This is a genomic window from Glutamicibacter sp. FBE19 (assembly GCF_015524875.1).
Lineage (GTDB): Bacteria > Actinomycetota > Actinomycetes > Actinomycetales > Micrococcaceae > Glutamicibacter > Glutamicibacter halophytocola.
This window is the reverse complement of sequence record NZ_JACKQN010000004.1, coordinates 271,481-296,834: the sequence shown is the minus strand read 5'-3', so window position 1 is coordinate 296,834 and position 25,354 is coordinate 271,481. Positions and strand designations below refer to the sequence as shown.

Here is a 25,354-nt window from a genome sequence, read left to right as displayed (position 1 = left end):
GTTATGAAAATGTGATCTGGGAGTGAGTGGCTGTGAATCGTCGTCATCAAGTGAACCATGATCTATTGCTGCCTGGATTACCCCGACGCAAGAAACCTGTGGTCATCTGGACGACCTCTATAGTTGCTGCCTTCGCGCTCACGGGAGCGTTGGCTATTCCCCTCGTGGCGCAGCCCGCCGATTCGCGGCAGGGCGACGTTCCGGTATCGATGGAAGCTATCGCTGACTACTCGGTCGGCGATGGTCCCGTTTTTGTCAGTGGCGATGCCCCACTGAATGCCTTTGGAGCTTCCGGCAAGGAACTGGCCATTGATGGGCGCCCAGTTGGCATGATTGAGGGCGCCGCCGAAACGTCTGAATCGAGCAGCTCCAGCGAAGATTCCACCGCGTTGCTGGCTGGAACCGTTGGTGAACTTGGCAAGCTTCCCGGGGACTTGCAGCTGATGCACCCGGTGACGACCCGCCGCATTTCCAGCCCTTACGGTTGGCGTGCGAACCCCACCGGCCCGGGCAACCAGATCCATATCGGCCAGGACTACCCAATTTCTTGCGGTTCGCCGGTTTACGCTGCCGAAGACGGCACCGTCTCGGTCTCGGCGTGGGCTGGGCACTCCGGCATGCGCGTGACCATTGACCATGGGTTCAACGTCCAAACCGGTTACAGCCATAACTCAAAACTGATCGCCAAGGTTGGCCAGAACGTGAAGCAGGGCGAGTTGATCGCGCTCGCCGGAACCACAGGCAACTCCACCGGCTGCCACGTGCACTTTGAAGTCATCATCGATGGGCGCTGGCATGACCCTCGCAACTACCTGCCTCTGATCCCGGGCCAGCGCAATGCAATGATCGATTCCCAGCGGCTGACCGTCAACGCCAACAGCGCTCCGAAAGGAAACGGTTCGCAGAATTCTGGCCAATCCAATCATGCTCCAGATCCGGACATCGTAGTTCCCGACAACGACACTCCATATGTTCCTTCCCCGAAGCCGCGTCCTACGCCGACCAAGTCGGCCAAGCCGACGCCAAGCCAGAGCGATGACGAGAGCAAGAGCCCTACTGGTTCGAAGAGCCCGAGCGAATCCACCTCGCCGTCCAAGAGCGAGACCGAGGCCCCGACGACTAGCGGGCCGCCGTCCTCTACCGCTCCGACGACGGAGACGCCAACAGGCACCGAGTCGCCAGACGAATCATCGGTTCCCCCGACATCGGACTCCCCGACAACCTCTGTTTCTCCATCGCGGGAATCATCGACGACGGTGACGCCTGAGGGATCGGCTGAACCTGATAAGAGTTCGTTCAAGGCAGTCGAGGAATCTTCGTCTGAACAGACTTCTGGCAGCCCGACAAGCCGTACAGGTGCTACGAGCAGTTCGCCAGCCACGACGTCGGAACCTTCAATATCGAATTCCTTGAGCCTTGAGGTCTCAATTGATCCGAGCGAAGGTGCAAGCTTGTCAGCATTCATTGGTGGATAGCCAACAACTGTCTAGACGGCGGCCGGCGGGGGCGAGTGTTCTACTCGTTCCCGGCGGCCGCCGTCTTTGCAGATACGCGGTTCTTTACCGTGTCACGATATGAGATTTTAGGTAGAGATAGTGACCTAGACGATAGGATGGATGGCGAACCGCCGTCAATGGAGACGCGAAACCTCGCTAATCACCAGGAGTGAAGCATGCCTATCGCAACCCCCGATAAGTACAATGCCATGATTGATGCTGCCAAGGCAGGCGGCTACGCCTTCCCAGCAGTGAACGTGACCAGCTCGCAGACCCTGAACGCCGCAATCCGTGGCTTCGCCGAAGCCGAGTCTGACGGCATTATCCAGGTCTCCACTGGCGGTGCCGCCTATTGGTCCGGCGCCTCCATCAAGGACATGGTCGCAGGCTCGTTGGGCTTCGCGGCCTTCGCCCGCGAAGTAGCCAAGAACTACGGCGTCAACATCGCCCTGCACACCGACCACTGCCCAGCAGACAAGCTGGACAGCTTCGTGCTGCCACTGCTGGCTGCATCGGAAGCAGAAGTTGCGGCCGGCCGCGACCCATACTTCAACTCCCACATGTGGGATGGCTCGGCTGAAACCCTCGAAGAAAACCTGCGCATCGCTGCAGAACTGCTTCCACGCACCGCAGCTGCCAAGCAGATCCTCGAAGTTGAAATCGGCGCAGTGGGCGGCGAAGAAGACGGCGTGGAAAACGCCATCAACGACAAGCTGTACTCCACCGTCGAGGATGCACTGGCAACCATCGATGCCCTGGGTGCTGGCGAAAAGGGCCGCTACATCACCGCGCTGACCTTTGGCAACGTCCACGGCGTTTACAAGCCAGGCAACGTGAAGCTGCGTCCGGAGATCCTGAAGGACATCCAGGCCCAGGTTGGCGCCAAGATCGGCAAGGAAAACCCATTCGACCTCGTATTCCACGGTGGTTCGGGCTCCTCCGAGCAGGAAATCGCTGACGCTGTTGCCTACGGTGTCATCAAGATGAACATCGATACCGATACCCAGTACGCATTCACCCGTCCGGTAGCCGGCCACATGCTGAGCAACTACGATGGCGTGCTGAAGATCGACGGCGAAGTTGGCAACAAGAAGACCTATGACCCACGCGTTTGGGGTGCCAAGGCTGAAGAGTCCATGGCAGCTCGCATCGTAGAAGCTGCGCAGCAGCTGGGCTCGGCCGGAAAGTCGCTGAAGTAAAGATGGCAGGAGAGAACCTGCTGGGCATTCCAGAAACGCTGCTCCCAGAAGAGTCTGAGGTCTTGGCGCGCCTGGAAGCTGGCGATGAGCCAGTTGATTTGGCCGCTAATTTCCCATCTTCTTCCCTGGTGTGGGCGCTGCTGGCCGACGAAGCACATGGCGAAGGCCGCACCGTGGAGTCCTACGCGTTCGCGCGCGTGGGCTACCACCGCGGCCTCGACTCGTTGCGCAAGGCCGGATGGCGCGGGCAGGGACCCGTTCCTTGGAGCCACGAGCCTAACCGCGGCTTCCTCCGCTCGCTCTACGCGCTGGGTCGTGCGGCCGCAGCCATCGGCGAAGCTGAAGAAGTTGATCGAATCGGCAAATTCCTGAACGATTCGGATGCTTCGGCCAAGGCTGAAATCGAAGCTGGCAAGTAAGCAACCGCAGTATCGCCAAACGGCGGCTCGTCCCATTACGGGACGAGTCGCCGTTTGTCTTAATCGGGCATTGTCTACAAGCAGCGTGACCGGCGAATCATCGTATTTCAACAGCTGGAATCTTATAACTTCAGGTCATGAAGCATTCAGTAATATGAGGACTTTCTCATCCTGTTCTACATTTGTCTTCATTCTGCTCACCTAAAGTTCACTTAGAAGGGATCATCGCTTCACATCATTGAAAGGGATAAGAATGTTGTCTTTCTGGACAGGCCTGGCCTCAAACATCATCGGCATTACCGTGCTGGTGTACTTCGTATACTTCCGTCGCCACTTCCGCCGCGATTTGGTGCTTGCGTACATCGCATTGAGCATGGGCATCTTCGCGGTGACCCTGCTTCTTTCCGGCAGCGGGGCAGGAATGGGGCTGGGGCTCGGACTCTTCGGCATCCTTTCCATCATTCGCCTTCGGTCAGACACGCTGACCCAGGAAGAAGTTGCCTACTACTTCATATCGCTGGCCATCGGACTGGTCAACGGACTGCACCCAGATCCAGCGTGGTTGGCCCCTTCGGCCACCGCGGCTCTGGTGCTCGTCATGTTCCTCGCCGATCATCCAAGTTTCGCCCCACGTACCGAACGCCAGACGGTCACCTTGGAAAAGGCCTACCCGAAAAAGCCTGAACTTCAAGCTGCGCTCGAAGAACTGCTAGATGCCAAGGTTCTGCGCACCGTGGTGGTCGAGCTGGACATGGTTCGCGATTTGACCATAGTAGATGTCCGGTTCCGCACAAATGCCGCTTCCGCTGCCAAATCGGATAGCAGCTTCGCCCACGCGGGAACATTCGAACTGGCCAATGGACAAAGCACAGCAGGGAATTCTTCGGCGCAGAACGGAACCAAGCAGGATACGTGGTCCCGATGACCGCGCTGGATAGCCGCACTCGAAATGCTATCTCGGCTGGCGCCCGCACTGCGCTGGAAGAAGCTGTGGCGCATCGCGAACCAATCAGCTTGCAGGAAGTCGTTTCCGAAGCTGCCCTGCAGACGCGTGTTGACAAGAAATTCGTGCTCACGCCCCAGCAGTTCACCGCATTATCGGAACGACTGGGCGAGAAATTCAAGATCATGCAGATCGATGGCCTGCGAACTTTCCGGTATGAATCCGTTTACTTCGATACCGAGGACTTCGAGCAGTATCGGGCTCACCGCCAGGGCCGGCGCAGACGCTACAAAGTTCGTTCACGAACCTATGCCGATACCGGATTGTCGATGTTTGAAATCAAGACCAAGGGATTGCGCGGGGCCACCGTGAAACACCGGATCCAACAGGGGCTGCACGAGGCTGGAAAACTGACCGTGGATAACCTGCAGTTCCTGGGCTCGGTGCTGCACAGCGAATACGGCCAACAAGTCCCCGAACTGCATCCGGTGCTAGACAGCGCCTACACGCGGGCCACCTTCGTGAACCCGATCGATTCTGAACGCCTGACCTGCGATGTCGAATTGGAATACGCCAACGCCAATAAGCAGATCAACGGGCCGGATCTCATAGTTGTCGAGACGAAGTCCGCTGATGGTCGCGGAGCCTCGGACCGGGCACTGGCAGAGCTGGGCATTCGCGAAGTATCAATGTCCAAGTACTGCATCGGCGTGGCTCTGCTGAATCCGCATCTTCCCGCGAACCGCTGGAGCAGGTTGTTGCAGCAGAATTTTGTCCCGGACCCAACGCTGGGCTAACCCGTGCTCCGTCCAACTATTTTGAGGCCGCTAGCCGGTAGCCGAATCCGCGGACGGTCTCGAAGCGTGACGAGCCGAGTTTGTTGCGAAGGTAGCGGACGTAAACGTCTACGACGTTGGAACCAGGATCAAAATCGTAGCCCCAAACCCGTGAAAGCAGCTGTTCACGGCTGAGCACCTGGCCAGGGTTGCGCAAGAAGGCCTCGGTAAGCGCGAATTCACGGGCGGAAAGATCTACCTCCGTTGAATCAACCGTAACTCGTCTGCGTAGCAGATCCATGTGCAGATTTTCATGAGTCAAGGAAGAAGCTTCAGGGGCGTGGTCGTCGGTCCGCAATCGCAGCCGAACCCGGGCAAGCAGCTCATCAAAATGGAATGGCTTGGCCATGTAGTCATCGGCGCCATTTTGCAGTCCGGCGACAGTATCCTCAACGCTTCCGCGAGCGGTCAGAATGATGACCGGGATGGTGATGTGCGCTGCCCGCAGCCGGCGCAGGACAGAGAAGCCGTCTTCGTCCGGCAAGCCCAAATCCAAGATGATCAATTCGTGATCGCCGTCGAGCGCTTGGGTGAATCCGTCGTGGCCGGTCTGGGCAATCGTGGAGGTCAGACCGGCGGCCCGCAGTCCTTTTGCGACAAAGGAGCTGATGCGAGGTTCATCTTCTACGATCAATATTTGGCTCATTCTTCCTTGCTTCCTGTCGACAGCGGCAGATCAATATAGAACGTGGAACCGTTTTTTGGCTCCGAGTTTACCCAGACGCGTCCACCGTGGGTTTCGGCGATAGCTTGCACGATATTCAGGCCCAAACCGGAGCCCGAGGAGCGCGCAGAATTCTGCCCGCGGCCAAAGCGTTCAAAGATGCGTTCCAAATCATCAGAACGAATGCCGATACCGGCATCGGATACCCACCAGCGCAGGGTGGTCTCTCCATGGCCGTTCCGCAAGATCTCGTTTCCCAGGGCAATACGGCTATTCTCTTCCGAGAATTTCACTGCGTTGGCGCATAGCTGCAACATGGCCTGGGTCAGGCGTGCCGGGTCCAATCGGACCGTAGCCTCGGTGCGGTAGTCGATGCGCCATTGGCGCTGGCCCAGCCCGCGGGCCTTATCCAGGATGTCGTCAAGCAGCTTGCCTACCTGGACCGGCTCAATTTGCAGGAAGTCTGTGCGGTTGGTCTTGGCGAGTGTCACCAGGTCATTGATGAGCAGGGACATGCGACCCAGCTCGTCCATGGCGATATCGCGGCTCTGCTCCACATCCTGCGGGTCATGTGGATCCATGAGCTCCAGGTGGCCATTGATGATCGTCACCGGGGTGCGAAGCTCATGTCCCACATCGTCCAGCAGCTGGCGTTGGGCTTTCAGCGCGCCATCGAGGCGGTCCAGCATTTCATTAACCGTGACGGTCAAATCCGCGAACTCGTCATTGCCGGAGACCTCAATGCGCTGGGAAACATCGGTTTCGGAGATCTGCTGCGCGGTGGTCTGCAATCTGCGAATCGGCTCCAGCATTCGTCCCACAACCAGCCACGCAGCCAGGGCCGACAACAACATGACTGAAGCGCCTACGGCACTGTAGATCATGAAGTTCCGGTCATTTGCTATAGCCTCGGCAGAGTAGTCATAGGCCAAGACAAAGGAGCCGCGCTCGCGGTCGGCAGGCAAGCTTACCGGGACCACGACGGCACGGTAGGTAGCGACGTCAGTCTTTACGGTGCCGAGCCGAATATGGTTGCTGTCTTGAACCTGGAAGGCCCATGCGATGAATTCGGGGTCGTCTTCCAGCCGGATGCCCACTATATCCGGCGCAGTCCAGCGCACCTCCTTGCCAACCAAGGAAACCATTCCTTGCTTAGGGGAGGGGAGGGTGCGCTGCATGGCGATGTAGAGCAGGTCCTCGGCATGTTCGAATCGTTTCATGGTCCGCGGGTCAACACCCGTTTCGGTCAGCACGCCGAATTCTTTGACGGACCGTGAGAGGGATTCATCAAGTCGTTCATTGAGTTCATGGCGTTGCACAGCGAAGCTTGCAGCACCAGCAGCAACAAGAGCCAGGCCGACCAAGAGCAACATGCCGGTAAGCACGCGAGCGCGGATGGACCATCGGCGTTCGGGTGCTTTAGTCATCGTCGCCTACGTCGTCGGCCGCATCGTCGTCATCAGCTTCGTAATCATCATCGTCGTCGTCATCGTAGTTTTGGCTACCTGAGGGAGGCAATGGCGTGACGGTTTTCTTAGGCGGAGCGGGCGCTGTTGGTTTGGGCTTAACCGTTGCGCTGGGTTTTGGCGACGGATTTTTCGTTGAACTGCTTGGTTTAGGCGTTGTGGACGGAGTAGGTGTTGGCTTGGCAGTTGTAGACTCTGACGGACTCGGTGACTGCGTCGGTCCGTTAGGCACGCCGCTGGTGTGGGAAGGAGGATCTTCTTTGAAGATGAACCCTTCGCCTAGATCCTGGTCCGAAGGTCCGCCCATGGCGCGGCTGATTCCAAAGATGCCCAAGCCGATCACCGCCACTACGGCGAATGAAGCCACAATGCGGCGCAACGTTTCCTTTCCCATGCCACCCATTGTTCCGGATGCACATGAGATCTAGATGAGAGATGCCGATAGATGACGGTACGGGCCCAGCTAGCGCAGATGCTCAAAAATGATCACTGATTGGGTTGAAGAAAACGCCCTGTTAGACCCCAGGTGCTTAGCGACAAAGGTCCGCAGATCATCGATGCTCCGGGTAGCTACCCGAACCAGCAGATCGGGGGATCCTCCCAATACGAAGACTTCTTTTACTTCGGGCAACCGTTGCAAGGATTTTGCGGAGGAGAGCAACCGGTCCCGGGCTGACGGCGATACGAGTACAGAAATCATTGCATTGACCGTGACACCAAGCAGTTTTTCATTGATAGCCGCGTGGTACCCGGTAATGATTCCGGCCGAGGACAAGGCTTTGACCCGTCCAAGACAGGTTGATGGAGCCACGCCAACTTTCGCGGCGAGAATATTGTTGGGGATCCGGGCGTCCTGGCTCAGCTCAGAAAGGATCGCCAGATCGGTGGCATCAACGCGAACAGGATTCGGAATAGCTTCGCCTTGCACTTCCCAAAGGGAATTTTCCACGAATATCTCACCTCATTCTTTAGTAAAGTTCGGATTCAGTCGCATAATCTCGTGTTCAATTCTACGATGTCTACAGTGCAGAGAACCGAAATCTTAGGAGCAAAATGCCTACCGAGTTGACTCGCCATTCCTTGGCCCAGCTGGACGCTGCGGATCCGCTCACCGCTTTCGCGGACCGTTTCATCTTGCCCGAAAACATCATCTACCTTGACGGGAACTCGCTCGGGGCTTTGCCCAAGGGCGCTGCCGAACGCGCAGGCCAGGTGGTCAGCGAAGAATGGGGACAAGGGCTGATCCGTTCATGGAATACCGCTGGCTGGTTCGACCTGCCGCTGAAGCTGGGGGACAAGCTCGGCAGCATGATCGGCGGGAAGCCGAACGAAACTGCAATCACCGACACCACCACGCTGAACCTTTTTAAAGCTCTGGCGTCCGCTCTGCGTACGCAAAAGGCCGATGCGCCTGAACGTCGAGTGATCCTGACCGAACGCGATAATTTCCCTACCGACATTTACATCGCCGAAGGCCTGGCCGACCTCGTCAACTCGCTGTCACAGGAAACCGGTGTCGCCTATGAGGTGAAGCTGATTGATGACGAAGATTCACTGCGCGCAGCTTTAGATGACAACGTTGCAGTCGTGGCACTGTCGCATGTGAATTACCGAACCGGCGCGATGTGGAATATGGATGAAATCACCGCCGCGGTCCACGCTGCCGGCGCGCTGGTTATTTGGGACCTGGCCCATGCCGCAGGTGCGGTACCGATCGACTTGAATCTCGCAGATGCAGACTACGCGGTGGGGTGCACCTACAAATACCTCAACGGAGGACCGGGCTCACCGGCCTTCATTTGGGTCAACGCCCGCCATCACGAACGCTTCTGGCAGCCCCTGTCAGGATGGTGGTCCCACAACAAGCCATTCGAAATGTCGCAAAGCTACACGCCAGCCAATGACATCCGCCGATTCATGTGCGGCACCCAGCCAATGACCTCGCTGGCCATGGTCGAGGTAGGACTCGATATCGCCTTGGAAGCCGATATGGTTCAGGTGCGGGCCAAGTCGCTTGAGCTGGTGGACCTGTTCATCACGCTGGTTGAGACCCGGTGCGCGGGATACGGCCTGGAACTGGTGACTCCACGAGAGCATACGGCCCGGGGCAGCCACGTGAGCTTCCGCCACGAGCATGGCTACGAAATCATCGCCGCGCTGATCGACCACGGCGTCATCGGAGATTACCGCGAGCCCGAAGTCCTGCGCTTTGGAATCACCCCGTTGTACCTGACACGCACCGATATCTGGGATGCCGTGGAGAAACTGCGTGAAATTCTGCACACCGGCGCATGGCAGCGTGAAGAGTACGCCGTACGAAATGCCGTGACGTAGCCGGGAAACCAGCGGCGGCAATTTGCGATTGCTCCACCGATGGCCTGCGATGGCCAGAGTACGCTTATACGCAGCACGGCATGTTCTGATGCCGTGCTGTTCGTATGAGTTTCAAGGGAGCATCGTTGGACAAGCAGCCGGTACGCGCCACTGACGTCGGGTCGGGTCTGAAGAAATCACTGACCCCTGCGCAAATGTCCATGATTGCCCTGGGCAGTGCCATTGGCACCGGGCTTTTTGCCGGCAGCAAGCTGGCCATCATGATGGCTGGGCCATCGGTGATCCTCAGCTACGTGATCGGTGGCGTGGTGGCCCTGCTGGTGATGGGTGCGCTCGCCGAAATGACGGTCAAGCAACCGGTGGCAGGATCCTTTGGCGTTTACGCCGAACGGTATCTGGGCCGTTTCGCCGGATACCTCACCAAATACCTGTATCGGTCCGCGCTGATCTTCGCGGTCGGTACCGAGGTCAGTGCCGTCGGCGAATATATGCAGTACTGGTTCCCGCAAATTCCCGGACTGTGGTGGGTGGCCATTTTCTCCGCCGTCCTCTTGGCTGTGAACTTCTGCAGCGTGAAGATCTTCGGAACCACCGAATACTGGTTCTCGGCAATCAAGGTTTTTGCGGTTCTTGCCTTCATCATCATCGCCCTGTGGCTGGTTTTCCATGATCCGCAAGACCAGTTTGGCGTGCATAACTACAGCGCTGAAGGCGGTTTCTTCGCCAACGGATTGTTTGGCACCTGGAGCGCGGTGATCGTTGCGATCTTCTCCTATATGGGAATTGAAGCCATCTCGATTGCTGCCGCCGAGGCCCGAAACCCGAAGATTGCGGTGCGCAAGTCCTTCAAGGTTTCCTTCCTGAGGCTCTTGCTCTTCTACGTATTCACCATGGCTCTCATCCTGGCAGTCGCGCCAACCAGCGAACTGATTTCCGGGGGCTCGCCCTTCGTGACGGTGATGTCCCAGGTGGGTATACCCTTTGCTGATTCCGTGTTGAATTTTGTGCTGATTATTGCAGCGCTCTCGGCCATGAACGCACAACTATATGCCGCAACTCGCATGCTGCATTCCCTGGCTGATTCAGGTCATGCGCCACGCATTGCGCATCGGACCAACCGTGCAGGGGCGCCGATTCATGCAGTGTGGATGTCTGCCGGCGGCATTGCCGTCGCCGCCGTGGTTTATGCACTGGTTCCCGATGGAGGATTCGGCATCATGCTGTCTTTGGCCACCTTCGGCGCGCTGGCTACCTGGCTCATGATTCTGCTAACCCACGTGTCCTTCCGGCGCAGGGTGAAACGCGAACAGGAAGTCTTGGAGTTCAAGCTGTTCGGGTACCCAGCTGCGTCCATCCTTGGCGCTCTCTTGCTGGCTGCCTTGCTGGTGACCTCGTACTTTGTTCCCCAGTTCAAGTTCACGTTGATCTTCGGCGTACCTTTCGTCGTAGTGATGTCGGTACTGTACTGGCTAGTTTTTGCCAGAAAAACGCAGAAGGAATCCGTTTAGTTCTTGGTAGGGCAGGCCAACAGCCCAGCTGTGAGTTGAGCTGGATCGAGTGCGGCCCGAGTGTAGCCGCCACAGAATCAGGGTGCTGGCACTAAGATCGTAGGGTGCCATCTAGTTAGTTGGCGCAACGATTCTTGGAGGAGCGATAGTGGCCAAGTTGTATTTCCGCTACGGAGCAATGAATTCTGGCAAGTCCACGAGTTTGCTCCAGGCTGCTTTCAACTATGAAGAACGGGGCCAGCGAATCCTGCTGGCTAAGCCTGGCGTGGATACCAAGGGCGAGAACTCGATCGTTTCGAGACTGGGAATCAAGCGCATCGCCGACTTCACCATTAGCCCTGAAGATAACGTCAGGGAACAATTCGCTGCACAGAGCTCGGGAGATGACCCCGATGCGTTGTTGACGCATGTCGATGCTCCACCGGTGGCATGCCTTCTGGTGGATGAGGCGCAATTCCTCTCCCGCGAACAAGTTGACGATCTGCTGCGTATCGCAGTGCTGGATAACGTACCGGTATTGGCCTATGGCATCCGCACTGACTTCCGCACCCATGCCTTCCCGGGCTCGGCCCGCCTGATGGAGCTCGCCCATTCCTTGGAAGAGCTGAAGACCATTTGCCGTTGTGGGCGCAAGGCGATGTTTAACACCCGACGGGTTGGTGAAGCTGTGGTCTTTGACGGAGACCAGGTAGCTATCGACGGTGACGACGTTTGGTACGAGTCGCTATGTGCGACCTGCTATCTGGAAGCCTCTGGCGGCAAGCTGAGTTAGCCCTCGAACACTCCCAAGTCACGTTTCGATTACGCCAATTTTCTGGTGAAGTCTCGTGTGCAAGACTCTGTACATGAAGATTCCGGTTGGCTTGCTTCTCGTTGTTCTTGCGATGCTGATGCTATCCGGGTGTGCTGGGGCGACACCTGATGGACAGCCGGGGCCCCAAGACATATTCGAAAAATCCCGAAATTCCGATCGTGCGCCCTCGGCATTCCATGATGATGTTCAACGTGATTCCTGTGGGGAGATAACCCTTGCCCAGGGTGAACAGATACCAGCAGAGGCCATTGACTGCATGGATGCAGCGACAGGTGAGCGCAAAGCCGAGTCGGCTGTTTTATCGCCAACTACTGAAGGGGATCCGATCATCACCTATTACCGAACCAGCGCTGATACCTCTGGCATCGAGATGTTCTCCAATGGTGAATACGACAAATTCGGTTCAAGAGACTGGTGGCACGCCATGTGCCCCAAATCTATGACGCGGTTAGTACGTGACGGCTGTCCGAAATAACTCACGTCGATAAGCGACGGACTGAACTATATTGTCAGGTGCGTGAACGATTCCAAAGCTGGTCCTAAGTGATAGTCGCGGCAATCATTGCCTTGCTCTTGGCCTTGTTGTTCATCGGTGTATTCGAATGGGAACGCCGAGACCGGAAGGAAACCGGTTCCGAAGAAGACAAGTTCTTTGGCAATTGGGCGCTTGTGGCCTTCTGGGCCTGCGCATTTTTCTTCGTGGTATTTGCGCTTAGCGCGTTCTGACGCTGTTGGAGAATGCCCAGTCACATTAGGGGCCAAGCAAAAGCGAAGGGTAATCGGCGAAGAAGCCCCCTTTTGCCGCAGCAGTCGCCGGGAGCCCGGAACCTTGACGGGCCGAAGCCGGTACCAGTTCAGTTTCTTCAAGAATCAGTATAGGGCTCTAACCTGACTTATCAGCTGACCAGCCCTGCAACAGCTCTTTGCAGTCCCCAATCGAAGCCATCCGCTAGCGGTGCATCAACATCCAACTGCACGAGGTTCTGGCGGAAGGCGACAGACCCGAGGATGTGGTTGAGCAGCAATTGCTGACCGTGGCGGGCGTTCTCGGCAGACAGTCCCGAAGCTTCCAAGAGCTCGCGCAATTGCAGAACTGGAGCCAGCTCGGTGGCCTGCATTGCGGTGGCAACTTCAATGACTTCAGGGCTGTCCTGAATCGGCAACAACGCGAGATACAGCCGCCGAGAAAGCTGAAGAATGGCATCGGCAGGAGTGCTGAAGTCATCGGCATTGACCGAGAGCTGCGGAGTGTTGAGCAGCTTGGCGGCCACCTGGGCCAGCAATTCCTGCTTGTTCTTCACATGCCAGTAGAGAGCGCCAACTTGAACATCCAGCTCCTTGGCCAGACGGCGCATCGACAAGTCAGCCAACCCGAACTGTTGCAGGATGTCGACCGCGGTACTCACGACCGCTAACTGAGTCAATGCCATAAGACCAAGTCTAGCCTCCGGCAGGCAGCTCTCCGGCGTGCTAGCCGTTGACGAGTTCGGGAACTACGCCTGATGCTGCCTGGCACTGCATTGCCAAGCGCTGGATCAGCGCGCGGAGCTGGCTGGAAGCAGTGTGGGGATGTTCCGGGTGCCATTGCACTGCGGTCACTGGAGCTGACTCGTGCACGACCGCCTCGATAATGTCGTCGGTGGACATGGCTGCGATCTGCAGGCCCTTGCCCAGCTCGTGTATGGCTTGGTGATGTGTGCACTTGTGGGTGGCCTTGGCAGACAGGTCTTCTTCCAGCCCGGAAGCGATGGAGTCGAAACGGGATTCGACAAAAGGATCACTGCCCGTGCTGCGGTGGGCATCGGCATTCTCCAGGTGCTGAATCAAGGTGCCGCCCAAGGCAACGTTTAACAGCTGCAGGCCACGGCAGATTCCGAGCAAAGGCGTCCTGGTGGCGATGGCATGCTGGATGGCCGCGATGTGGTTCCGGTCCGCAGCAAGCTCGTGATGACCACCTCCGGGGTAGGCCGAGGTGCGCCCGTAGAGCGATGGCTCGACATCTTCGCCGCCCATGACCAGCACTGCGTCTGCCGCGTCAACAATCTGCAGCACCTGCTCGAGGCTTAGATCATTGCATGGAACCAGCGCTGCGTTGTGCCCGGCATCGATGATCTGGCCGACGGTGTTTTCGTTGAGCTCATCAAGTTCCTGCTGGAATAGGGGGTTATGCGGTCGGGATTCGCGTATGTGCAGAACCGTGAAATTCAAAGGTGCCAAGACCAGCTCCAACTAATGCATTTCGGGCCTGTGAAAATGGCCGATAAGGGTTGATGAAACCTAAGCTACAAGTCCCGGATTTCGTAGTGGAATCGCGGATGTTTCCTGCATGTTTCCCCAAGTTCATCTATAGCGACTGGCTAATAAAGCCATGTCGACCGCTAATAATTGCCTTCCAGAATATCTTCGAGGTGCCCGTCAACCTACAAGAAGTCCGCTGATGACCGGCCTTTTACAAAGAATTCACACGGTCGATATTTGGGCTGTGAAACGAAACATTATGTTGCTTGCTGGAAATGGATTCGAAAGCGAAGCGGAATGTTGCATCGATAGTTTGAAATTGCTCGCAAACACAAACTTCGAAAGGGGCGCCCATCATGGAAGCCGCTGACATGGCATGGCTCCTGGCGGCATTCGCCATGGTCCTGCTGATGTTCCCAGGACTGGCAATGCTGTACGGTGGCATGCTCAACGGACGCAACGTCCTGAACATGATGCTGATGGTGCTCAGCGCATTGGCGGTGACCGGCGTTGTCTACGTGGTTATCGGCCATGGACTGGTTCTCGGTGATTCGCTCGGGGGCGCAGGAATCATCGGCAATCCCTTCGACTACACCTTCTTCTCCGACTTCATGTCCGACGACGAGGCGGGAGGAACCTTCTGGGGTGCGTTCTACATCCTCTTTGCCGCAATCTCCGTGGCGCTGGTAGCTTCCGGCGCTGCCGGACGCATGAAATTCGGTGCTTGGCTGGTCTTCGTGGCCCTGTGGATCATTTTGGTCTACTGCCCACTGGGACACTGGGTCTTTGCGCTTGATAATCCAGAGACCGGCGCCGTCGGCGGCTGGTTGCGCAACAAACTGGGCTTCCACGACTTTGCCGGTGGCACCGCGGTGCACATGAATGCCGGTGCTGCGGGTCTGGCGCTGGCCGTGGTCTTGGGCAAGCGAAAAATGCACCCGGGGCGTCCGCATAACCTGCCGCTGATGATGATCGGCGTGGGCTTGCTTGCTACTGGCTGGATGGGGTTCAACGGCGGCACCGCCGGCGGAGCGAATTTCATGGCCCAATACGTCATCCTCACTACCTTGCTGGCCCTGTGCGGTGGCATGCTGGGGTTCATCACGATCGAGCGTGTCCGTGATGGCCATGCCACCATGCTGGGTTTGGGTACCGGAGCCATTGCCGGAATGGTCGGCATCACCCCGGTGGCCGACGTGGTGGGTCCCATTGGCGCACTAATGGTCGGTTTCCTTGCCGCAGCAGCTGCCGCGTGGGCCATCACCTGGAAGCGTCGCCACCAGATTGATGACTCGCTGGATGTTTTTGCGGTGCACGGCATCGCCGGCATCACCGGTTCGCTGTTCGCGACCTTCTTCGCCAATCCAAAAGCGCCAGGTGAAATGGCTGGCATCTTCTTCGGTGGCCACTTCGCCGAGCTGGGCCACGAGCTGATCGCGATTGCCGCCACCTTGATTTACAGCTTCGCCATGACCTTCGCCATCGCCTGGGTGATGAACAAGATTTCCCCAATTCGCGTCAGCGAGGCGGAAGAAGAGGCTGGGTTGGATAACTCCATCCATGCCGAATCCGCCTACGACAGCCGTCAGCTCTAGCAGCCTGAACAGAAAGGCTCTGCCATGAAACTTATCACCGCAGTTATCAAGCCCATCAGGCTTGAATCCATATGTTCCGAATTGGAGAAGGCCGGCTTCTCGGGAGTGACCGCCACCGAAGTCCAGGGCCGGGGCGCCCAGGGCGGGCGCACCGAGTATTACCGAGGCCAAGAATTCTCAGTGAAGTTCAGGACCAAGATCCGCCTGGAACTGCTGGTTGCAGAATCGGATTTGGAACGCGCCCTGGACCTTATTGTCAGCACCGCAAAAACCGGCGAGGACGGCGAAATCGGCGACGGCAAGGTCTGGGTTTCTTCACTGGAACAGATCATCCGCGTGCGAACCGGCGAAACCGGCGAAGCAGCCATCTGAGCATTGATCGATTAGAAAATCCAGCAAAGGAGCACCACATGACTACTATCAACTTCCGCTACCTCAGCGAACAGGACATGATCGCAGCAGGAGTCACCGACATCACCCGTTGCACCGACGTGATGGAAGAAGCGCTGATCCTGTTGCGCAATGGGGACTACCGGATGGCCGGCGAGAACGGAAACTCGCACGGAGCGATGATCACCTTCCCGCAGAACCCTGTTCACGAAGGCATGCCAAGCGATGGCCCTGACCGCCGTTTCATGGCCATGCCGGCCTATCTCGGTGGACGATTCGGGACCACGGGCGTGAAGTGGTACGGCTCGAACACCGCGAACCGGGCCAAGGGCCAGCCCCGGTCCATTCACCTGTTCACCCTTAACGACACCGACACAGGCGCCCCGATGGCTGTGATGAGCGCAAACCTGCTCAGTGCCTACCGCACCGGAGCCGTTCCGGGGGTTGGCGTGAAGCACCTGGCCAAGCAGGATGCCAAGGTTGCTGCCGTCGTTGGCCCAGGTGTGATTGCCAAGTCCGTCATTGACGCGACCCTGTCACTGCGTCCGAGCATCGACACCGTGACCGTCAAGGGCCGTTCGGCCGCTGGCGTGGAGACCTTTGCGCAGTACATCCGTGACAACTTCCCGCAGGTGAAGTCGATTGTGGCCGCTGACACTGTTGAGGAAGCGATCAAGGATGCGGACGTCATTATGGCGACCACCAGCACCGACATCAAGGGATCCGAGGCGTTCCCTTACTTCCCAACCGCAGCCATCAAGCCCGGAGCTCTCTTGCTGCTGCCCGCGGCTGCACGTTTTGATGATGACTTTGTCATCAACGACGCTCGGCTGATTCTCGATGCCCGCGGCTTGTACGATGCGTGGGCTGAGGAGTACGGCACCCAGGCCTATCAGCTGCTGGGGATTCCCGGCACTCACTTCCATGATTTGATGCGTGAAGGCAAGCTGCCCGAATCCAAGCTGGAAGAGATTGCTGACGTCGCTACCGGCAAGATCCCGGCTCGCCGCAATGATGAAGAAATCATCCTCTACTCGGTGGGTGGCATGCCGATTGAAGACGTGGCATGGGCTACCGATCTGTACCAGTCGGCCGAGGAGAAGAACATTGGCCAGGTCCTGAACCTGTGGGACGCCCCGGTCCTCGCCTAGAGTTTTAGGTCCGGCTTGCCGGACTTAGATAAACGCAGATCCCCGGAAAGCGGAGTGTGGCCGCTTTCCGGGGATTTGCCATGTCCGGAGCAGATTGCGAGGGCATTTCCAACGGATTCTGGGCTTGAGACAGGTGCAGGAATCGTCAGTGGAATTTGGGAGAGCGATTGAGTGCCTGCGGGCAAAAATGCATGCTTGCTAGGAAGCTAGGAAGCTAGGAAGCTAGAAAGCTAGGAAGCTAGGAAGCTAGAAAGCTAGGAAGACTTGTCGGCTCCCGTTCTCTACCAGTGCCGGGTTGCATCGAGTGCAGCGTTGCATGGAACGACTATTCTCTTGCGATAGGCATGAGTAATGTTCTGGGAAGAGCGCCCCTGAATCCCAGGTGACAAGCACCATCCATTTCAAAACACGCAAAAGCGCAGCACCGGTATCCGGCACTGCGCTTTTAGCTGCGGAGCAGCTATGACAGCAAAGACGACAAGGCGTCGGCCAGAGCTGCCGCACCGAGCTCAGCATCAGCGTCTTCCACGTATTCTTCGGGGGAGTGGGAGACACCGTTGGGATTGCGGACAAAGATCATGGCACTCGGTACGTGCCCGGCCAGTACTCCAGCGTCATGCCCCGCACCGGTATCCAGTACCGGTGCTTTGGGGAGCGCCAGGGAAAGTTTCCCAGAAAGCCCTGCATCAAAAGTTACCGTCGGGCTCAACGACTCCTGGGAAAATTCCAGCGTACACCCCTCTTCAGCGGCAATGATCCGCGCTGATTCGTGAATCTCTTGAACTACTCCGGCGGTCACCGCATCATCTGGATGCCGCACGTCCAGCCAGTAGTCCACGCGCGAAGCGATGACGTTGGTTCCGCCTGGCACCGGCTGCAGCCGGCCCACGGTAGCTCGTGCGTTATCTCGCGAGCGGGCAATATGCTGCACCGCGGCAATGCTCCGGGCAGCGGCCACCATTGGGTCCTTGCGGTCGGACATGAGCGTTGTTCCGGCGTGGTTGCCTTGCCCGAGCATGCTCAGCTTCCAGCGGCCGTGGCCGAGGATGGATCCGCCGATGGCTACCGGATGATCAAGGTCTGCCAGGCCGAGTCCCTGTTCCACATGCAGCTCGACGAAGACGCCAATCTGTCCCAAGAGGCGGCGGTCCGAGCCGATGAAGCGTGGATCAAGGCCATTTCTGGTAGCGATATCGGCAAAACTGTTGCCGTCGGGGTCCTTCAGGTTCAGGGCCTTGTCCCGGTCGATGGCTCCGGTGAGCAGGCGCGAACCCAGGCAAGCCACGCCAAAGCGGGAGCCTTCTTCTTCCGGGAAGACCACGATGGCCATGGCTCGGGTGCGCACAAGATTGCGTGACTGCATCAGGTCAAAGGCAATTAGTGCGCTGGCTACACCCAACGGACCGTCAAAGGGTCCGCCGCCGGGAACCGAATCAAGGTGGCTACCGGTAACTACAGCGTTGGTGCGGACGCCGGTCGGCAAATCCCACCATGCCCATAGTGCACCGTTGCCGTCTTCCTCAACGCTCAGCTGCCGTCGAGTGGCTTGCTCGATGAACCAGGTGCGCAAATCAATTTCAGCGCTGGAATACACTGGGCGGGAGTAGCCGCCTCGCAGCTGGTCTTGGCCGGTTTCAGCGATGCCTGCCATGAGCTCGGTGACCGTCGTCGTGGGCAGGTCTAGCGGGATGTTGAACAAGGGATTCTCCAAAAGGGCTTTCTGCTCGGTCTTCTAGGCCATGGCCTTGGCGTGGGATGCCAGGCGGAAAAGCTCGGGGGTTTCGCGCGCCCCGGTGGCGAGGTCTGCCGCCAGTTCGCCGAGCAGCGGACCGAATTTGGCGCCATGCCCCGAGCAAGGGGAGAGGATGGTGATGCCATCCGCTTCATCCATGATGAAATCCTCGGTGGGGGTTGCGCTGAAGATGCAGGTGGTCTCCGCGTAGGGCGTGGGTTCCAGTCCGGGAAGGTACTTTTTCACGTACTCGATCACGCGTTCGCGGTTGGCCGGATCGATCTGGCCGTTCTGCTGACTGGCGGTGTCCATGCGGTGCCCGGCCATGTACTCTGCTACCTTTTGGCCGCGGAAGCTTGCATCGCGTCCACCGGGCAGGCCGTAGGACTTGAAAGCAGGATCCTTGTGGATGTAGGTGGGCCATGCCAGGCGGGCCTCGGGATCCTGGTCCCGGTAGGGGAAGTGGTAGGCATTCTCTTGATAGATGTCCATCGTGGGGATGCTGCGCAGGAAGCCGGAGGGCAATGGCAGATTGCCGAGCAGTTCTGGCAGCCAGCCACCTGCGGTGACGATGATCTTGGAAGCGAGATAGGTGCGGCCGTCGCTGGAGGTGAGCTTGTAGCCATTAGCTGTTGCCTCGACTGAGGCGACGGGCCATTGGGTTTCAACCTTGGCTCCGTGGATCTTTGCCTGTGCGACCATCGCTTGGACGGAGCGTTCGGAATCCAACACCCCGGCCCCGGGGTGCCAGAGAACCTCGGTATCGAAGTTGATTCCGTTAAAGCGGTTGCGCGCCTCAGCGGCCGAGAGCAGTTCATGCTCCACGCCGGAGTTTGCGAGAATTTCGGCGAGGTGCCGGGGGTTGCGCAAAGGGCCGTAGTCGACGGAGCCATGCGGGGCGATCAGCTGGCTGCCGCTGGCTTCTTCCAACTCGTCCCAAGCGGTACGGGCGCGGACAACAAGATCCGTGTAGAACTGGTCGGGGTAGGCGTAGCGGAAAATTCGTGCGGAGCCATGCGAACTGGCATCGGCTGCCGCTGGTACCTTGCGTTCAAGCAATGCGACTTCGTAGCCTCGCTGAGCTAGTCGCCAGGCTGTTGAAGAGCCGGCCAGACCTGCCCCAATGACGACGTATTCTGCGGAGGGGGACTGGGACGAGGTGCTCATGGCTTGCTCCTGATCTGGGCATCTTTGTTGTTCTACCTCTAGTAACTCACGCGTATTATTAGGCAGTCCAATACTTTTTTCCTAGACATTATTAGTTTTTGTGCAAAAATAGACTGCATGGAACTGCGCCACCTTCACTACTTCCTCGTTGTTGCAGAACATTTGCATTTCGGCCGCGCCGCCGAAGAGCTCCGCATGTCCCAGCCACCCCTGACGGTGGCTGTGAAAAAGCTGGAGCAAGAGCTGGGGGTCCAGCTTTTTGATCGAACTACCCGCAGCGTGAGCCTTACCCCGGCCGGGCGAATGTACCTGGATCGGATCAAGCCGCTGCTGTCCGACCTGGACAAGGCCAACCGGGAACTCACGGAAGCCGGGCTGGGGCTGCGCGGGCGGCTCAATGTTGGATTTGTCAGCTCGGCGAGCTATGCCACCATGCCCTCAGCACTGCGCAGGTTCCGTGAGCTGCGTCCGAATGTGGAGCTGGTGCTGAACCCGCTGACTACGGACGAGCAGATAGAAAAGTTGCTGGAGGGCAGTCTCGACCTTGGGATTCTGCGTGACCCAACGCGAGTGCCCGGTATCGAACTGCGGGAAATCCATTCGGAGCCGCTGGTGGTGGCACTTCCTGCAGGGCATCGCCTGGGCAACCAGGATCAGATCGACGCTAGCGAGCTAGCAGAGGAAGACTTTGTCCTGTTCCCCTACAAGTACATGAGCGGCTTCTATTCCCTGGTGCACTCATTGTTTGACGGGCATACGCCCCCTCGAATTGTGGAGCGGGCGATCCATCAGGAGACCATCCTCGGGCTGGTTGCTGCCGGGCTGGGAGTCTCAATCCTGCCAGCGTCGGTTTCCCGCTTCCAGATGCCCGAGGTCTCATTCCATCCTTTGTCTGGCGAGCCGAAGACGCGGCTCTATGCAGGCACGGGGGTTGAAAATCCTGCAGCCTCGGCTTTCCACGAGTGCTTGCTTGAAGCTGATCTCGAGGGCGGGCAGCAGCTAGACCGATCGGTATAAGTTGGCTACTCTCTTAAAGTAGACAGAACGGTCTACTTTGGAGTTTTCATGTCACCTCGCATCACAGCCCGCACCAAGCTTCTCGACGCGGCCGCACAGCTTTTTTATGCCGACGGGATATCGGCCACCGGAATCGATGCGGTGATCGCCAAGGCCGGTGTGGCCAAGATGAGCCTTTACAACAACTTCGAGTCAAAAACCGGATTGGTTCTCGCTTATCTTCAGGCCCGTCACCAGGAGTGGCTGGCGCTCTATCAAAGGCGCCTGGAAAAGGCGAGCGCTGGAGCCGGTGGAGTGCTCGCCGTTGTAGACGCCTACATTGACCACGCGGAAGCCGGGTATGAGCACGGTTTCCGCGGCTGTGGCCTGCTTAATGCCGCCGCTGAACTGCCAGCCGGAGATCCGGGTCGTGCGATTGTCGCGGCTCACAAGTCCCAGGTGGAACAACTTCTTGCCGGCCATTTGGAAACCCTGACTGCGAAAAAACAGGCTGCCCTGCTGGCCGGGCAGATTTCCTTCCTGCTGGAAGGCGCAATATCGCGTGCCGGTCTGGAGGGGAGCAGCGCGTTGCTCTTGCGAGCGCGGTCCATGATCAGCGACATGGTTGGAGCACTGTGAACAGGCCGCGCCAAAATGGTGCAGGAGGAGCTATCGGGCTCTTATTGCTCGCCTCCATTTTGTGGGGGACGACCGGCACCGTGGCGGCACAAGCACCAGAGGTTTCGCCACTTGCCATCGGTGCTGCCTCGCTGGGAATTGGCGGACTGCTGCAGTGCGCGGTGGGAGCACGCCGGGTGTGGGGCGACCGCAGCGCACTGGTTGATAACAAGGGCCTGGTGATCTTCGGCGGGGTGGCCGTCATGATCTATCCGCTGGCCTTCTACAGTTCCATGTCCATGGGAGGAGTAGCGCTGGGCACCGTGATCTCCTTGGGCACGGCCCCGCTCTTTTCTGGAATCCTTGAACGATTCGCTGACGGTGCACGATTGACGGTGCGCTGGCATGCCGCGGCGGTCCTGGGGATCGCGGGAAGCACCCTGCTTGGATTCTCGCGAGCCGCGGAGAGCGGGGGCAGCGGCACTGGCGTAGTGGCAGGGTGCCTGCTCGGGCTTGTCGCCGGCGCCAGCTACGCCTGCTATTCATGGGCTACCGGACGGTTGATCCGGGCTGGGATTGGCCGACAAGGTGCCGTGGGTTCGGTCTTCGGGGTCGGAGGCTTGCTGCTGATGCCGGTGTTGCTTTTCTCCGGCGCGCCACTTCTGGACAGCGCCCAGAACTTCATGGTCGCTGCTTATCTGGCACTGATTCCGATGTTCCTGGGCTATCTCGCATTTGGCATGGCGCTGGCCAAGGTGCCGGCGAGCACCGCCACCACAGTGACGCTGAGCGAGCCAGCCGTTGCCGCCGCATTGGCCGTCGGATTGCTCTCGGAGCATTTGGGGTTCACGGGCTGGGCGGGCATGGCACTGATTGCTGTTGCGCTATTGATCCTGTTGGTGTGGAGCCCGCGGAATATAGGTCCAATCGTTTCAGCGACTGCGCACCAAAAATATTGCGCCGAAGGAACTCGTTGCGGAATTTGCCGTCAGGATCCAAGCGCCGAGCTAATGCGATGAAGTCGTAGAACTTCGGGTGCATGCTGCTCAGCTGCCCTGCGTTGGCTGCAAAGAGCTTGCCCCAGTGCGGGCGAGGTGCGCAGGGCGCGAGGCAGGATCGTCTCCTCGGCTTGTCGCTGTGGTTTCCAAATAATATGAACGGCAAAGCCATCGCGTCCACGAAAGCTGCGGCATGATTCTGAGCGTGTGCTGTCGTTGATCAATTAGGGAATCGCTTACTGACTTCGCAAAAGATGGGGGAAGTAGGGCAGATCAGATATGCACTTTCGTGCGCATAGATGTTCTTCCGTCAATTCAAGTACACTTTCGTGTATCAGGAGAGCGTACTTGTTGTCGATAAAGGAGGCATCTATGCGGCTGCAGAACCCATTCGCTGCCCTGGGATCAACGGGAATGGACTCGCAGGTACTCGCTGTCCTATCGCGCAGTGAACAATATCTGACCATTCCCGCTATCCATCGGCTGCTCCCCGAGGAGGGGTCATCCACGGGGGCGCGCAAGGCGCTCTCTCGATTGGTGGAGCAGGGCGTCGTCCTCGAGCAAATAACGGGCAGGACCCACTCCTATGCCCTGAATCGGGAACATCTGCTGGCGGATGTCATCTTGAAAATCGCCAATTCCAGAAGAGAGCTGACCTCGCTAATCCAAGATGTCATCAACAGCTGGCCAGTCAAGCCTGTGACGGCGACGATCTTTGGCTCAGCGGCCCGAGGCGAAATGCGGTCGGACAGCGACATTGACATCCTCATCGTGATGCCCGATGAAACACCGGAAGGGCTGGACGACGAATTGGCTGGTGCCCTGGCCAGCAAGGTCGCACGGTGGACGGGCAATGACGTACGGCCGTTGCTCTATCGCGCCGCCGAGGTAAAACCAGCCCCGATATTTGACCTCATTATCAAAGACGGGGTGGATGTTGCGGGAGACCCGGCGTGGCTGCGGCGAATGGCACGTGGGCATAAGGTTTCGCAGTGACCCCTAAACACGACAAAATCAAGACTGTAGATGCAGGGAAAGCTGAGCGTCAGGGCCGATTAAGCAAAGCTCGGCAATTCCTTCAACCTGCGGACGATCTTCGTAGTCTTTATGAGGATGACTCGGTCGTGGCAGGCACTGCGGTGACCCTGTACGTTCATGCGGGGATTGCTGCTGCTGACGTTATTTGTGCTGTCTCTCTTGGCAAGTATGCGCAGTGTGACAGTCACCAAGATGCCGTCAAGTTGCTGGCAACTGCGGATGCCGCAACTGCAAAATTGCTAGACACCCTGCTGCACATGAAGACCCGGGCGGGATATGGCTTTGACCCCATTAGCAATACCAAGCTGATCCAGGCCGAGAGGGCAGCGCGGGCGATCGTGGAAAAGGCATCTTCGTAACAGGGGAACAGCCCTCAATGAGATGATTTGCGGCCTATCGATTGCGATCGATGCAGGATTGAAAAGGAAACCTTCCTGTTGCGTCTCCCATTGGGCCGAACTTGTTGTAATTCGGTGACTACGCACCAAAAATATTGCGCTGAAGGAACTCGTTGCGGAATTTGCCGTCAGGATCCAAGCGCCGAGCTAATGCGATGAAGTCGTTGAACTTCGGGTACATTCCACGCAGATCTGCTGCGGTGGCAGCAAAGAGCTTGCCCCAGTGCGGGCGAGGTGCGTAGGGAGCGAGGGCGGATTCAACCTGCGGGAGGATGGCCTCGACTGCTTGCTGCTGCGGCTTCCACGTAAAGTGCAGGGCAATGCCGTCTCGGCCATAGTTGCCGCTGAGCCATAAATCGTCGGCGGCGATGGTTCGCACCTCGGCCACCAGCAGCAAGGGAGTGAGCACCGGGGATAGCTGTCGCATCGCGGCCATGGCCGCAACCGCGTGTTCGCGCGGGACCAGGTATTCGGTCTGCAGCTCATCACCGGCACTGGGCATGAAGTCCATGCGGAAATGGGAGAGCCGGTCGGACCACGGCCCAGCCGCTCCGAGCTGTTCGCTGCAGATGGCGCCGTCGGCCCCGGGCAGCGGATGCATCGCGGCGGTGGCCGGGAATCCGCCAAACTTGCCCTGGTCAATATCATCGACCAGGCCATCGCCAACACGGCGCTTGAGCCAGGTCTGGCCTACCAGCTCCCCGCTCCAGTCGGTGAACAGGCTGACGCTATAGGCAGAAGCCTGGAGGGCAGCAAAGTTGTCGAGCACCTTGTCCCAGGACAGCTGCTCGTACACGGTTTGCTGAACATCAAAGCTCGGCACAATATCCAAGGTCAGGTGAGTCATTACACCCAAGGAGCCAAGGGACACCACGTAGCCGTTGAACTTCGGGTCGCCCCGCTTGGCGGATAGCTGCGAGCCATCGGCCAGTACCAGTTCCACCGCGCTGACCGCGGTAGCAAGGTTGCCGTGGGCTTCGCCCGAGCCATGGGTGCCGGTGGCTACCGCCCCGGCCACCGAGATATGCGGCAGGGAAGCGAGGTTGTGCAGCGCAAAACCAGCTTGCTGAAGAGCATCAGCCAGCGCGCCATAAGTGGTTCCGCCACTGACGCGCACGCTCATGGCCTTCGCATCGATCTCGATGACTTCAGGCATCTTGCTCAAGGAAATCAAGGTTTCACTGGTATCGGCGATGCCATTAAAGGAATGGCGAGAGCCCAAGGCTCGCACCTTGGTTGCTGCGCGAACCTGTTCCTGCAGCTGTTCGACGCTGGTGGGGTACAGCAATTGGCTGGCCCGGTACTCGAGGTTTCCGGCCCAGTTCAGTTCCCTGGTCTCTAGCTTCACGGCTAA

General features: G+C 58.3%; 27 protein-coding genes. 18 read left to right on the top strand and 9 right to left on the bottom strand.

Annotation, left to right across the window (positions count from 1 at the left end; translation table 11 throughout):
- Positions 1–50: 50 nt before the first annotated feature.
- The 5 genes from H6F58_RS09550 to H6F58_RS09530 all read left to right on the top strand — a co-directional run bounded on the left by H6F58_RS09550 (position 51) and on the right by H6F58_RS09530 (position 4,854).
- A complete protein-coding gene (locus H6F58_RS09550) occupies positions 51–1,475 on the top strand; it encodes a M23 family metallopeptidase (protein WP_206693584.1) in 1,425 nt (474 codons plus the stop codon).
- A gap of 197 nt (positions 1,476–1,672) precedes the next feature.
- Positions 1,673–2,695, top strand: a complete 1,023-nt coding sequence (fbaA, locus tag H6F58_RS09545) for a class II fructose-bisphosphate aldolase (RefSeq protein ID WP_195181660.1) — start codon at positions 1,673–1,675, stop codon at positions 2,693–2,695.
- 2 nt (positions 2,696–2,697) lie between these two features.
- Complete coding sequence (locus H6F58_RS09540) at positions 2,698–3,114, top strand: DUF3151 domain-containing protein (protein ID WP_060700319.1); 417 nt, start codon at positions 2,698–2,700, stop codon at positions 3,112–3,114.
- Positions 3,115–3,367: 253 nt separating this feature from the next.
- Complete coding sequence (locus H6F58_RS09535; RefSeq protein ID WP_171919443.1) at positions 3,368–4,039, top strand: DUF4956 domain-containing protein; 672 nt, start codon at positions 3,368–3,370, stop codon at positions 4,037–4,039.
- Positions 4,036–4,854: a polyphosphate polymerase domain-containing protein gene (locus H6F58_RS09530; protein ID WP_171919444.1), complete on the top strand. Its 819-nt coding sequence runs from the start codon at positions 4,036–4,038 to the stop codon at positions 4,852–4,854. Before H6F58_RS09535 ends, H6F58_RS09530 begins: the two co-directional genes overlap by 4 nt.
- Positions 4,855–4,870: 16 nt before the next feature.
- On the opposite strand, the gene H6F58_RS09525 is transcribed toward H6F58_RS09530, so the two are convergent.
- The 4 genes from H6F58_RS09525 to H6F58_RS09510 all read right to left on the bottom strand — a co-directional run bounded on the left by H6F58_RS09525 (position 4,871) and on the right by H6F58_RS09510 (position 7,972).
- A complete protein-coding gene (locus tag H6F58_RS09525) occupies positions 4,871–5,539 on the bottom strand; it encodes a response regulator transcription factor (RefSeq protein WP_195181659.1) in 669 nt (222 codons plus the stop codon).
- Positions 5,536–6,984, bottom strand: coding sequence for a HAMP domain-containing sensor histidine kinase (locus H6F58_RS09520; protein ID WP_244652505.1), 1,449 nt, complete (start codon positions 6,982–6,984; stop codon positions 5,536–5,538). Before H6F58_RS09520 ends, H6F58_RS09525 begins: the two co-directional genes overlap by 4 nt.
- Positions 6,977–7,417, bottom strand: a complete 441-nt coding sequence (locus H6F58_RS09515; protein ID WP_195181658.1) for a hypothetical protein — start codon at positions 7,415–7,417, stop codon at positions 6,977–6,979. The genes H6F58_RS09520 and H6F58_RS09515 overlap by 8 nt, the downstream gene beginning before the upstream one ends.
- Before the next feature lie 69 nt (positions 7,418–7,486).
- The gene (locus H6F58_RS09510; RefSeq protein ID WP_348536387.1) at positions 7,487–7,972 is read right to left on the bottom strand and encodes an Lrp/AsnC family transcriptional regulator; all 486 of its coding nucleotides are present in this window, start codon (positions 7,970–7,972) and stop codon (positions 7,487–7,489) included.
- Between the two features lie 104 nt (positions 7,973–8,076).
- Here H6F58_RS09510 and kynU point away from each other — a divergent pair, with 104 nt between their 5' ends.
- The 5 genes from kynU to H6F58_RS09485 all read left to right on the top strand — a co-directional run bounded on the left by kynU (position 8,077) and on the right by H6F58_RS09485 (position 12,405).
- Entirely contained in the window at positions 8,077–9,357 is a 1,281-nt protein-coding gene (gene kynU / locus H6F58_RS09505) for a kynureninase (protein WP_195181657.1), read from the top strand.
- Positions 9,358–9,461: 104 nt separating this feature from the next.
- Positions 9,462–10,865, top strand: a complete 1,404-nt coding sequence (locus tag H6F58_RS09500) for an amino acid permease (RefSeq protein WP_195181656.1) — start codon at positions 9,462–9,464, stop codon at positions 10,863–10,865.
- 148 nt (positions 10,866–11,013) lie between these two features.
- A complete protein-coding gene (locus tag H6F58_RS09495) occupies positions 11,014–11,637 on the top strand; it encodes a thymidine kinase (protein WP_060700328.1) in 624 nt (207 codons plus the stop codon).
- 73 nt (positions 11,638–11,710) lie between these two features.
- On the top strand, positions 11,711–12,154 hold the full coding sequence (locus H6F58_RS09490) for a hypothetical protein (RefSeq protein WP_195181655.1): 444 nt from the start codon (positions 11,711–11,713) through the stop codon (positions 12,152–12,154).
- 68 nt (positions 12,155–12,222) lie between these two features.
- Positions 12,223–12,405, top strand: coding sequence for a hypothetical protein (locus H6F58_RS09485; RefSeq protein WP_195181654.1), 183 nt, complete (start codon positions 12,223–12,225; stop codon positions 12,403–12,405).
- A gap of 170 nt (positions 12,406–12,575) precedes the next feature.
- On the opposite strand, the gene H6F58_RS09480 is transcribed toward H6F58_RS09485, so the two are convergent.
- Entirely contained in the window at positions 12,576–13,109 is a 534-nt protein-coding gene (locus H6F58_RS09480; RefSeq protein WP_195181653.1) for a TetR/AcrR family transcriptional regulator, read from the bottom strand.
- A 40-nt stretch (positions 13,110–13,149) separates the two neighbouring features.
- Positions 13,150–13,896, bottom strand: coding sequence for a gamma-glutamyl-gamma-aminobutyrate hydrolase family protein (locus tag H6F58_RS09475; RefSeq protein WP_195181652.1), 747 nt, complete (start codon positions 13,894–13,896; stop codon positions 13,150–13,152).
- Between the two features lie 377 nt (positions 13,897–14,273).
- Between H6F58_RS09475 and H6F58_RS09470 the strand changes: the two genes are divergently transcribed.
- The 3 genes from H6F58_RS09470 to H6F58_RS09460 are packed head-to-tail and all read left to right on the top strand — an operon-like array spanning position 14,274 to position 17,053.
- Entirely contained in the window at positions 14,274–15,512 is a 1,239-nt protein-coding gene (locus H6F58_RS09470; protein ID WP_060700333.1) for an ammonium transporter, read from the top strand.
- A 24-nt stretch (positions 15,513–15,536) separates the two neighbouring features.
- On the top strand, positions 15,537–15,884 hold the full coding sequence (locus H6F58_RS09465; protein WP_146277421.1) for a P-II family nitrogen regulator: 348 nt from the start codon (positions 15,537–15,539) through the stop codon (positions 15,882–15,884).
- Positions 15,885–15,922: 38 nt separating this feature from the next.
- Positions 15,923–17,053, top strand: a complete 1,131-nt coding sequence (locus H6F58_RS09460; protein ID WP_146277423.1) for a tyramine oxidase subunit B — start codon at positions 15,923–15,925, stop codon at positions 17,051–17,053.
- Positions 17,054–17,513: 460 nt separating this feature from the next.
- On the opposite strand, the gene H6F58_RS09455 is transcribed toward H6F58_RS09460, so the two are convergent.
- Together H6F58_RS09455 and H6F58_RS09450 are read right to left on the bottom strand one after the other, a co-directional pair.
- Positions 17,514–18,704: an allantoate amidohydrolase gene (locus tag H6F58_RS09455; RefSeq protein WP_195181674.1), complete on the bottom strand. Its 1,191-nt coding sequence runs from the start codon at positions 18,702–18,704 to the stop codon at positions 17,514–17,516.
- Positions 18,705–18,785: 81 nt separating this feature from the next.
- Entirely contained in the window at positions 18,786–19,952 is a 1,167-nt protein-coding gene (locus H6F58_RS09450; protein WP_195181651.1) for an FAD-dependent oxidoreductase, read from the bottom strand.
- A 117-nt stretch (positions 19,953–20,069) separates the two neighbouring features.
- On the opposite strand from H6F58_RS09450, the gene H6F58_RS09445 reads away from it, so the two are divergent.
- From H6F58_RS09445 to H6F58_RS09425, 5 genes are all read left to right on the top strand, one after another.
- Entirely contained in the window at positions 20,070–20,969 is a 900-nt protein-coding gene (locus H6F58_RS09445; RefSeq protein ID WP_195181650.1) for a LysR family transcriptional regulator, read from the top strand.
- A 48-nt stretch (positions 20,970–21,017) separates the two neighbouring features.
- The gene (locus tag H6F58_RS09440; protein ID WP_195181649.1) at positions 21,018–21,587 is read left to right on the top strand and encodes a TetR/AcrR family transcriptional regulator; all 570 of its coding nucleotides are present in this window, start codon (positions 21,018–21,020) and stop codon (positions 21,585–21,587) included.
- A gap of 44 nt (positions 21,588–21,631) precedes the next feature.
- Positions 21,632–22,585: an EamA family transporter gene (locus H6F58_RS09435; protein ID WP_206693583.1), complete on the top strand. Its 954-nt coding sequence runs from the start codon at positions 21,632–21,634 to the stop codon at positions 22,583–22,585.
- Positions 22,586–22,936: 351 nt separating this feature from the next.
- Entirely contained in the window at positions 22,937–23,560 is a 624-nt protein-coding gene (locus H6F58_RS09430; protein WP_060700339.1) for a nucleotidyltransferase domain-containing protein, read from the top strand.
- Positions 23,557–23,961, top strand: coding sequence for a hypothetical protein (locus H6F58_RS09425; RefSeq protein WP_195181647.1), 405 nt, complete (start codon positions 23,557–23,559; stop codon positions 23,959–23,961). Before H6F58_RS09430 ends, H6F58_RS09425 begins: the two co-directional genes overlap by 4 nt.
- A gap of 118 nt (positions 23,962–24,079) precedes the next feature.
- Here the strand turns inward: H6F58_RS09425 and H6F58_RS09420 are convergent, their stop codons facing one another.
- A complete protein-coding gene (locus H6F58_RS09420) occupies positions 24,080–25,348 on the bottom strand; it encodes an FAD-binding protein (protein ID WP_195181646.1) in 1,269 nt (422 codons plus the stop codon).
- Between the last annotated feature and the right edge of the window lie 6 nt (positions 25,349–25,354).

Coding starts and splice junctions, on each gene's coding strand:
- fbaA (WP_195181660.1), top strand. CDS start 1,673: ATGCCTATCGCAACCCCCGATAAGTACAATGCCATGATTGATGCTGCC.
- H6F58_RS09540 (WP_060700319.1), top strand. CDS start 2,698: ATGGCAGGAGAGAACCTGCTGGGCATTCCAGAAACGCTGCTCCCAGAA.
- H6F58_RS09535 (WP_171919443.1), top strand. CDS start 3,368: ATGTTGTCTTTCTGGACAGGCCTGGCCTCAAACATCATCGGCATTACC.
- H6F58_RS09530 (WP_171919444.1), top strand. CDS start 4,036: ATGACCGCGCTGGATAGCCGCACTCGAAATGCTATCTCGGCTGGCGCC.
- H6F58_RS09525 (WP_195181659.1), bottom strand. CDS start 5,539: ATGAGCCAAATATTGATCGTAGAAGATGAACCTCGCATCAGCTCCTTT.
- H6F58_RS09520 (WP_244652505.1), bottom strand. CDS start 6,984: ATGACTAAAGCACCCGAACGCCGATGGTCCATCCGCGCTCGCGTGCTT.
- H6F58_RS09515 (WP_195181658.1), bottom strand. CDS start 7,417: ATGGGAAAGGAAACGTTGCGCCGCATTGTGGCTTCATTCGCCGTAGTG.
- kynU (WP_195181657.1), top strand. CDS start 8,077: ATGCCTACCGAGTTGACTCGCCATTCCTTGGCCCAGCTGGACGCTGCG.
- H6F58_RS09500 (WP_195181656.1), top strand. CDS start 9,462: ATGAGTTTCAAGGGAGCATCGTTGGACAAGCAGCCGGTACGCGCCACT.
- H6F58_RS09490 (WP_195181655.1), top strand. CDS start 11,711: ATGAAGATTCCGGTTGGCTTGCTTCTCGTTGTTCTTGCGATGCTGATG.
- H6F58_RS09480 (WP_195181653.1), bottom strand. CDS start 13,109: ATGGCATTGACTCAGTTAGCGGTCGTGAGTACCGCGGTCGACATCCTG.
- H6F58_RS09470 (WP_060700333.1), top strand. CDS start 14,274: ATGGAAGCCGCTGACATGGCATGGCTCCTGGCGGCATTCGCCATGGTC.
- H6F58_RS09465 (WP_146277421.1), top strand. CDS start 15,537: ATGAAACTTATCACCGCAGTTATCAAGCCCATCAGGCTTGAATCCATA.
- H6F58_RS09460 (WP_146277423.1), top strand. CDS start 15,923: ATGACTACTATCAACTTCCGCTACCTCAGCGAACAGGACATGATCGCA.
- H6F58_RS09455 (WP_195181674.1), bottom strand. CDS start 18,704: ATGGCAGGCATCGCTGAAACCGGCCAAGACCAGCTGCGAGGCGGCTAC.
- H6F58_RS09450 (WP_195181651.1), bottom strand. CDS start 19,952: ATGAGCACCTCGTCCCAGTCCCCCTCCGCAGAATACGTCGTCATTGGG.
- H6F58_RS09445 (WP_195181650.1), top strand. CDS start 20,070: ATGGAACTGCGCCACCTTCACTACTTCCTCGTTGTTGCAGAACATTTG.
- H6F58_RS09440 (WP_195181649.1), top strand. CDS start 21,018: ATGTCACCTCGCATCACAGCCCGCACCAAGCTTCTCGACGCGGCCGCA.
- H6F58_RS09430 (WP_060700339.1), top strand. CDS start 22,937: ATGCGGCTGCAGAACCCATTCGCTGCCCTGGGATCAACGGGAATGGAC.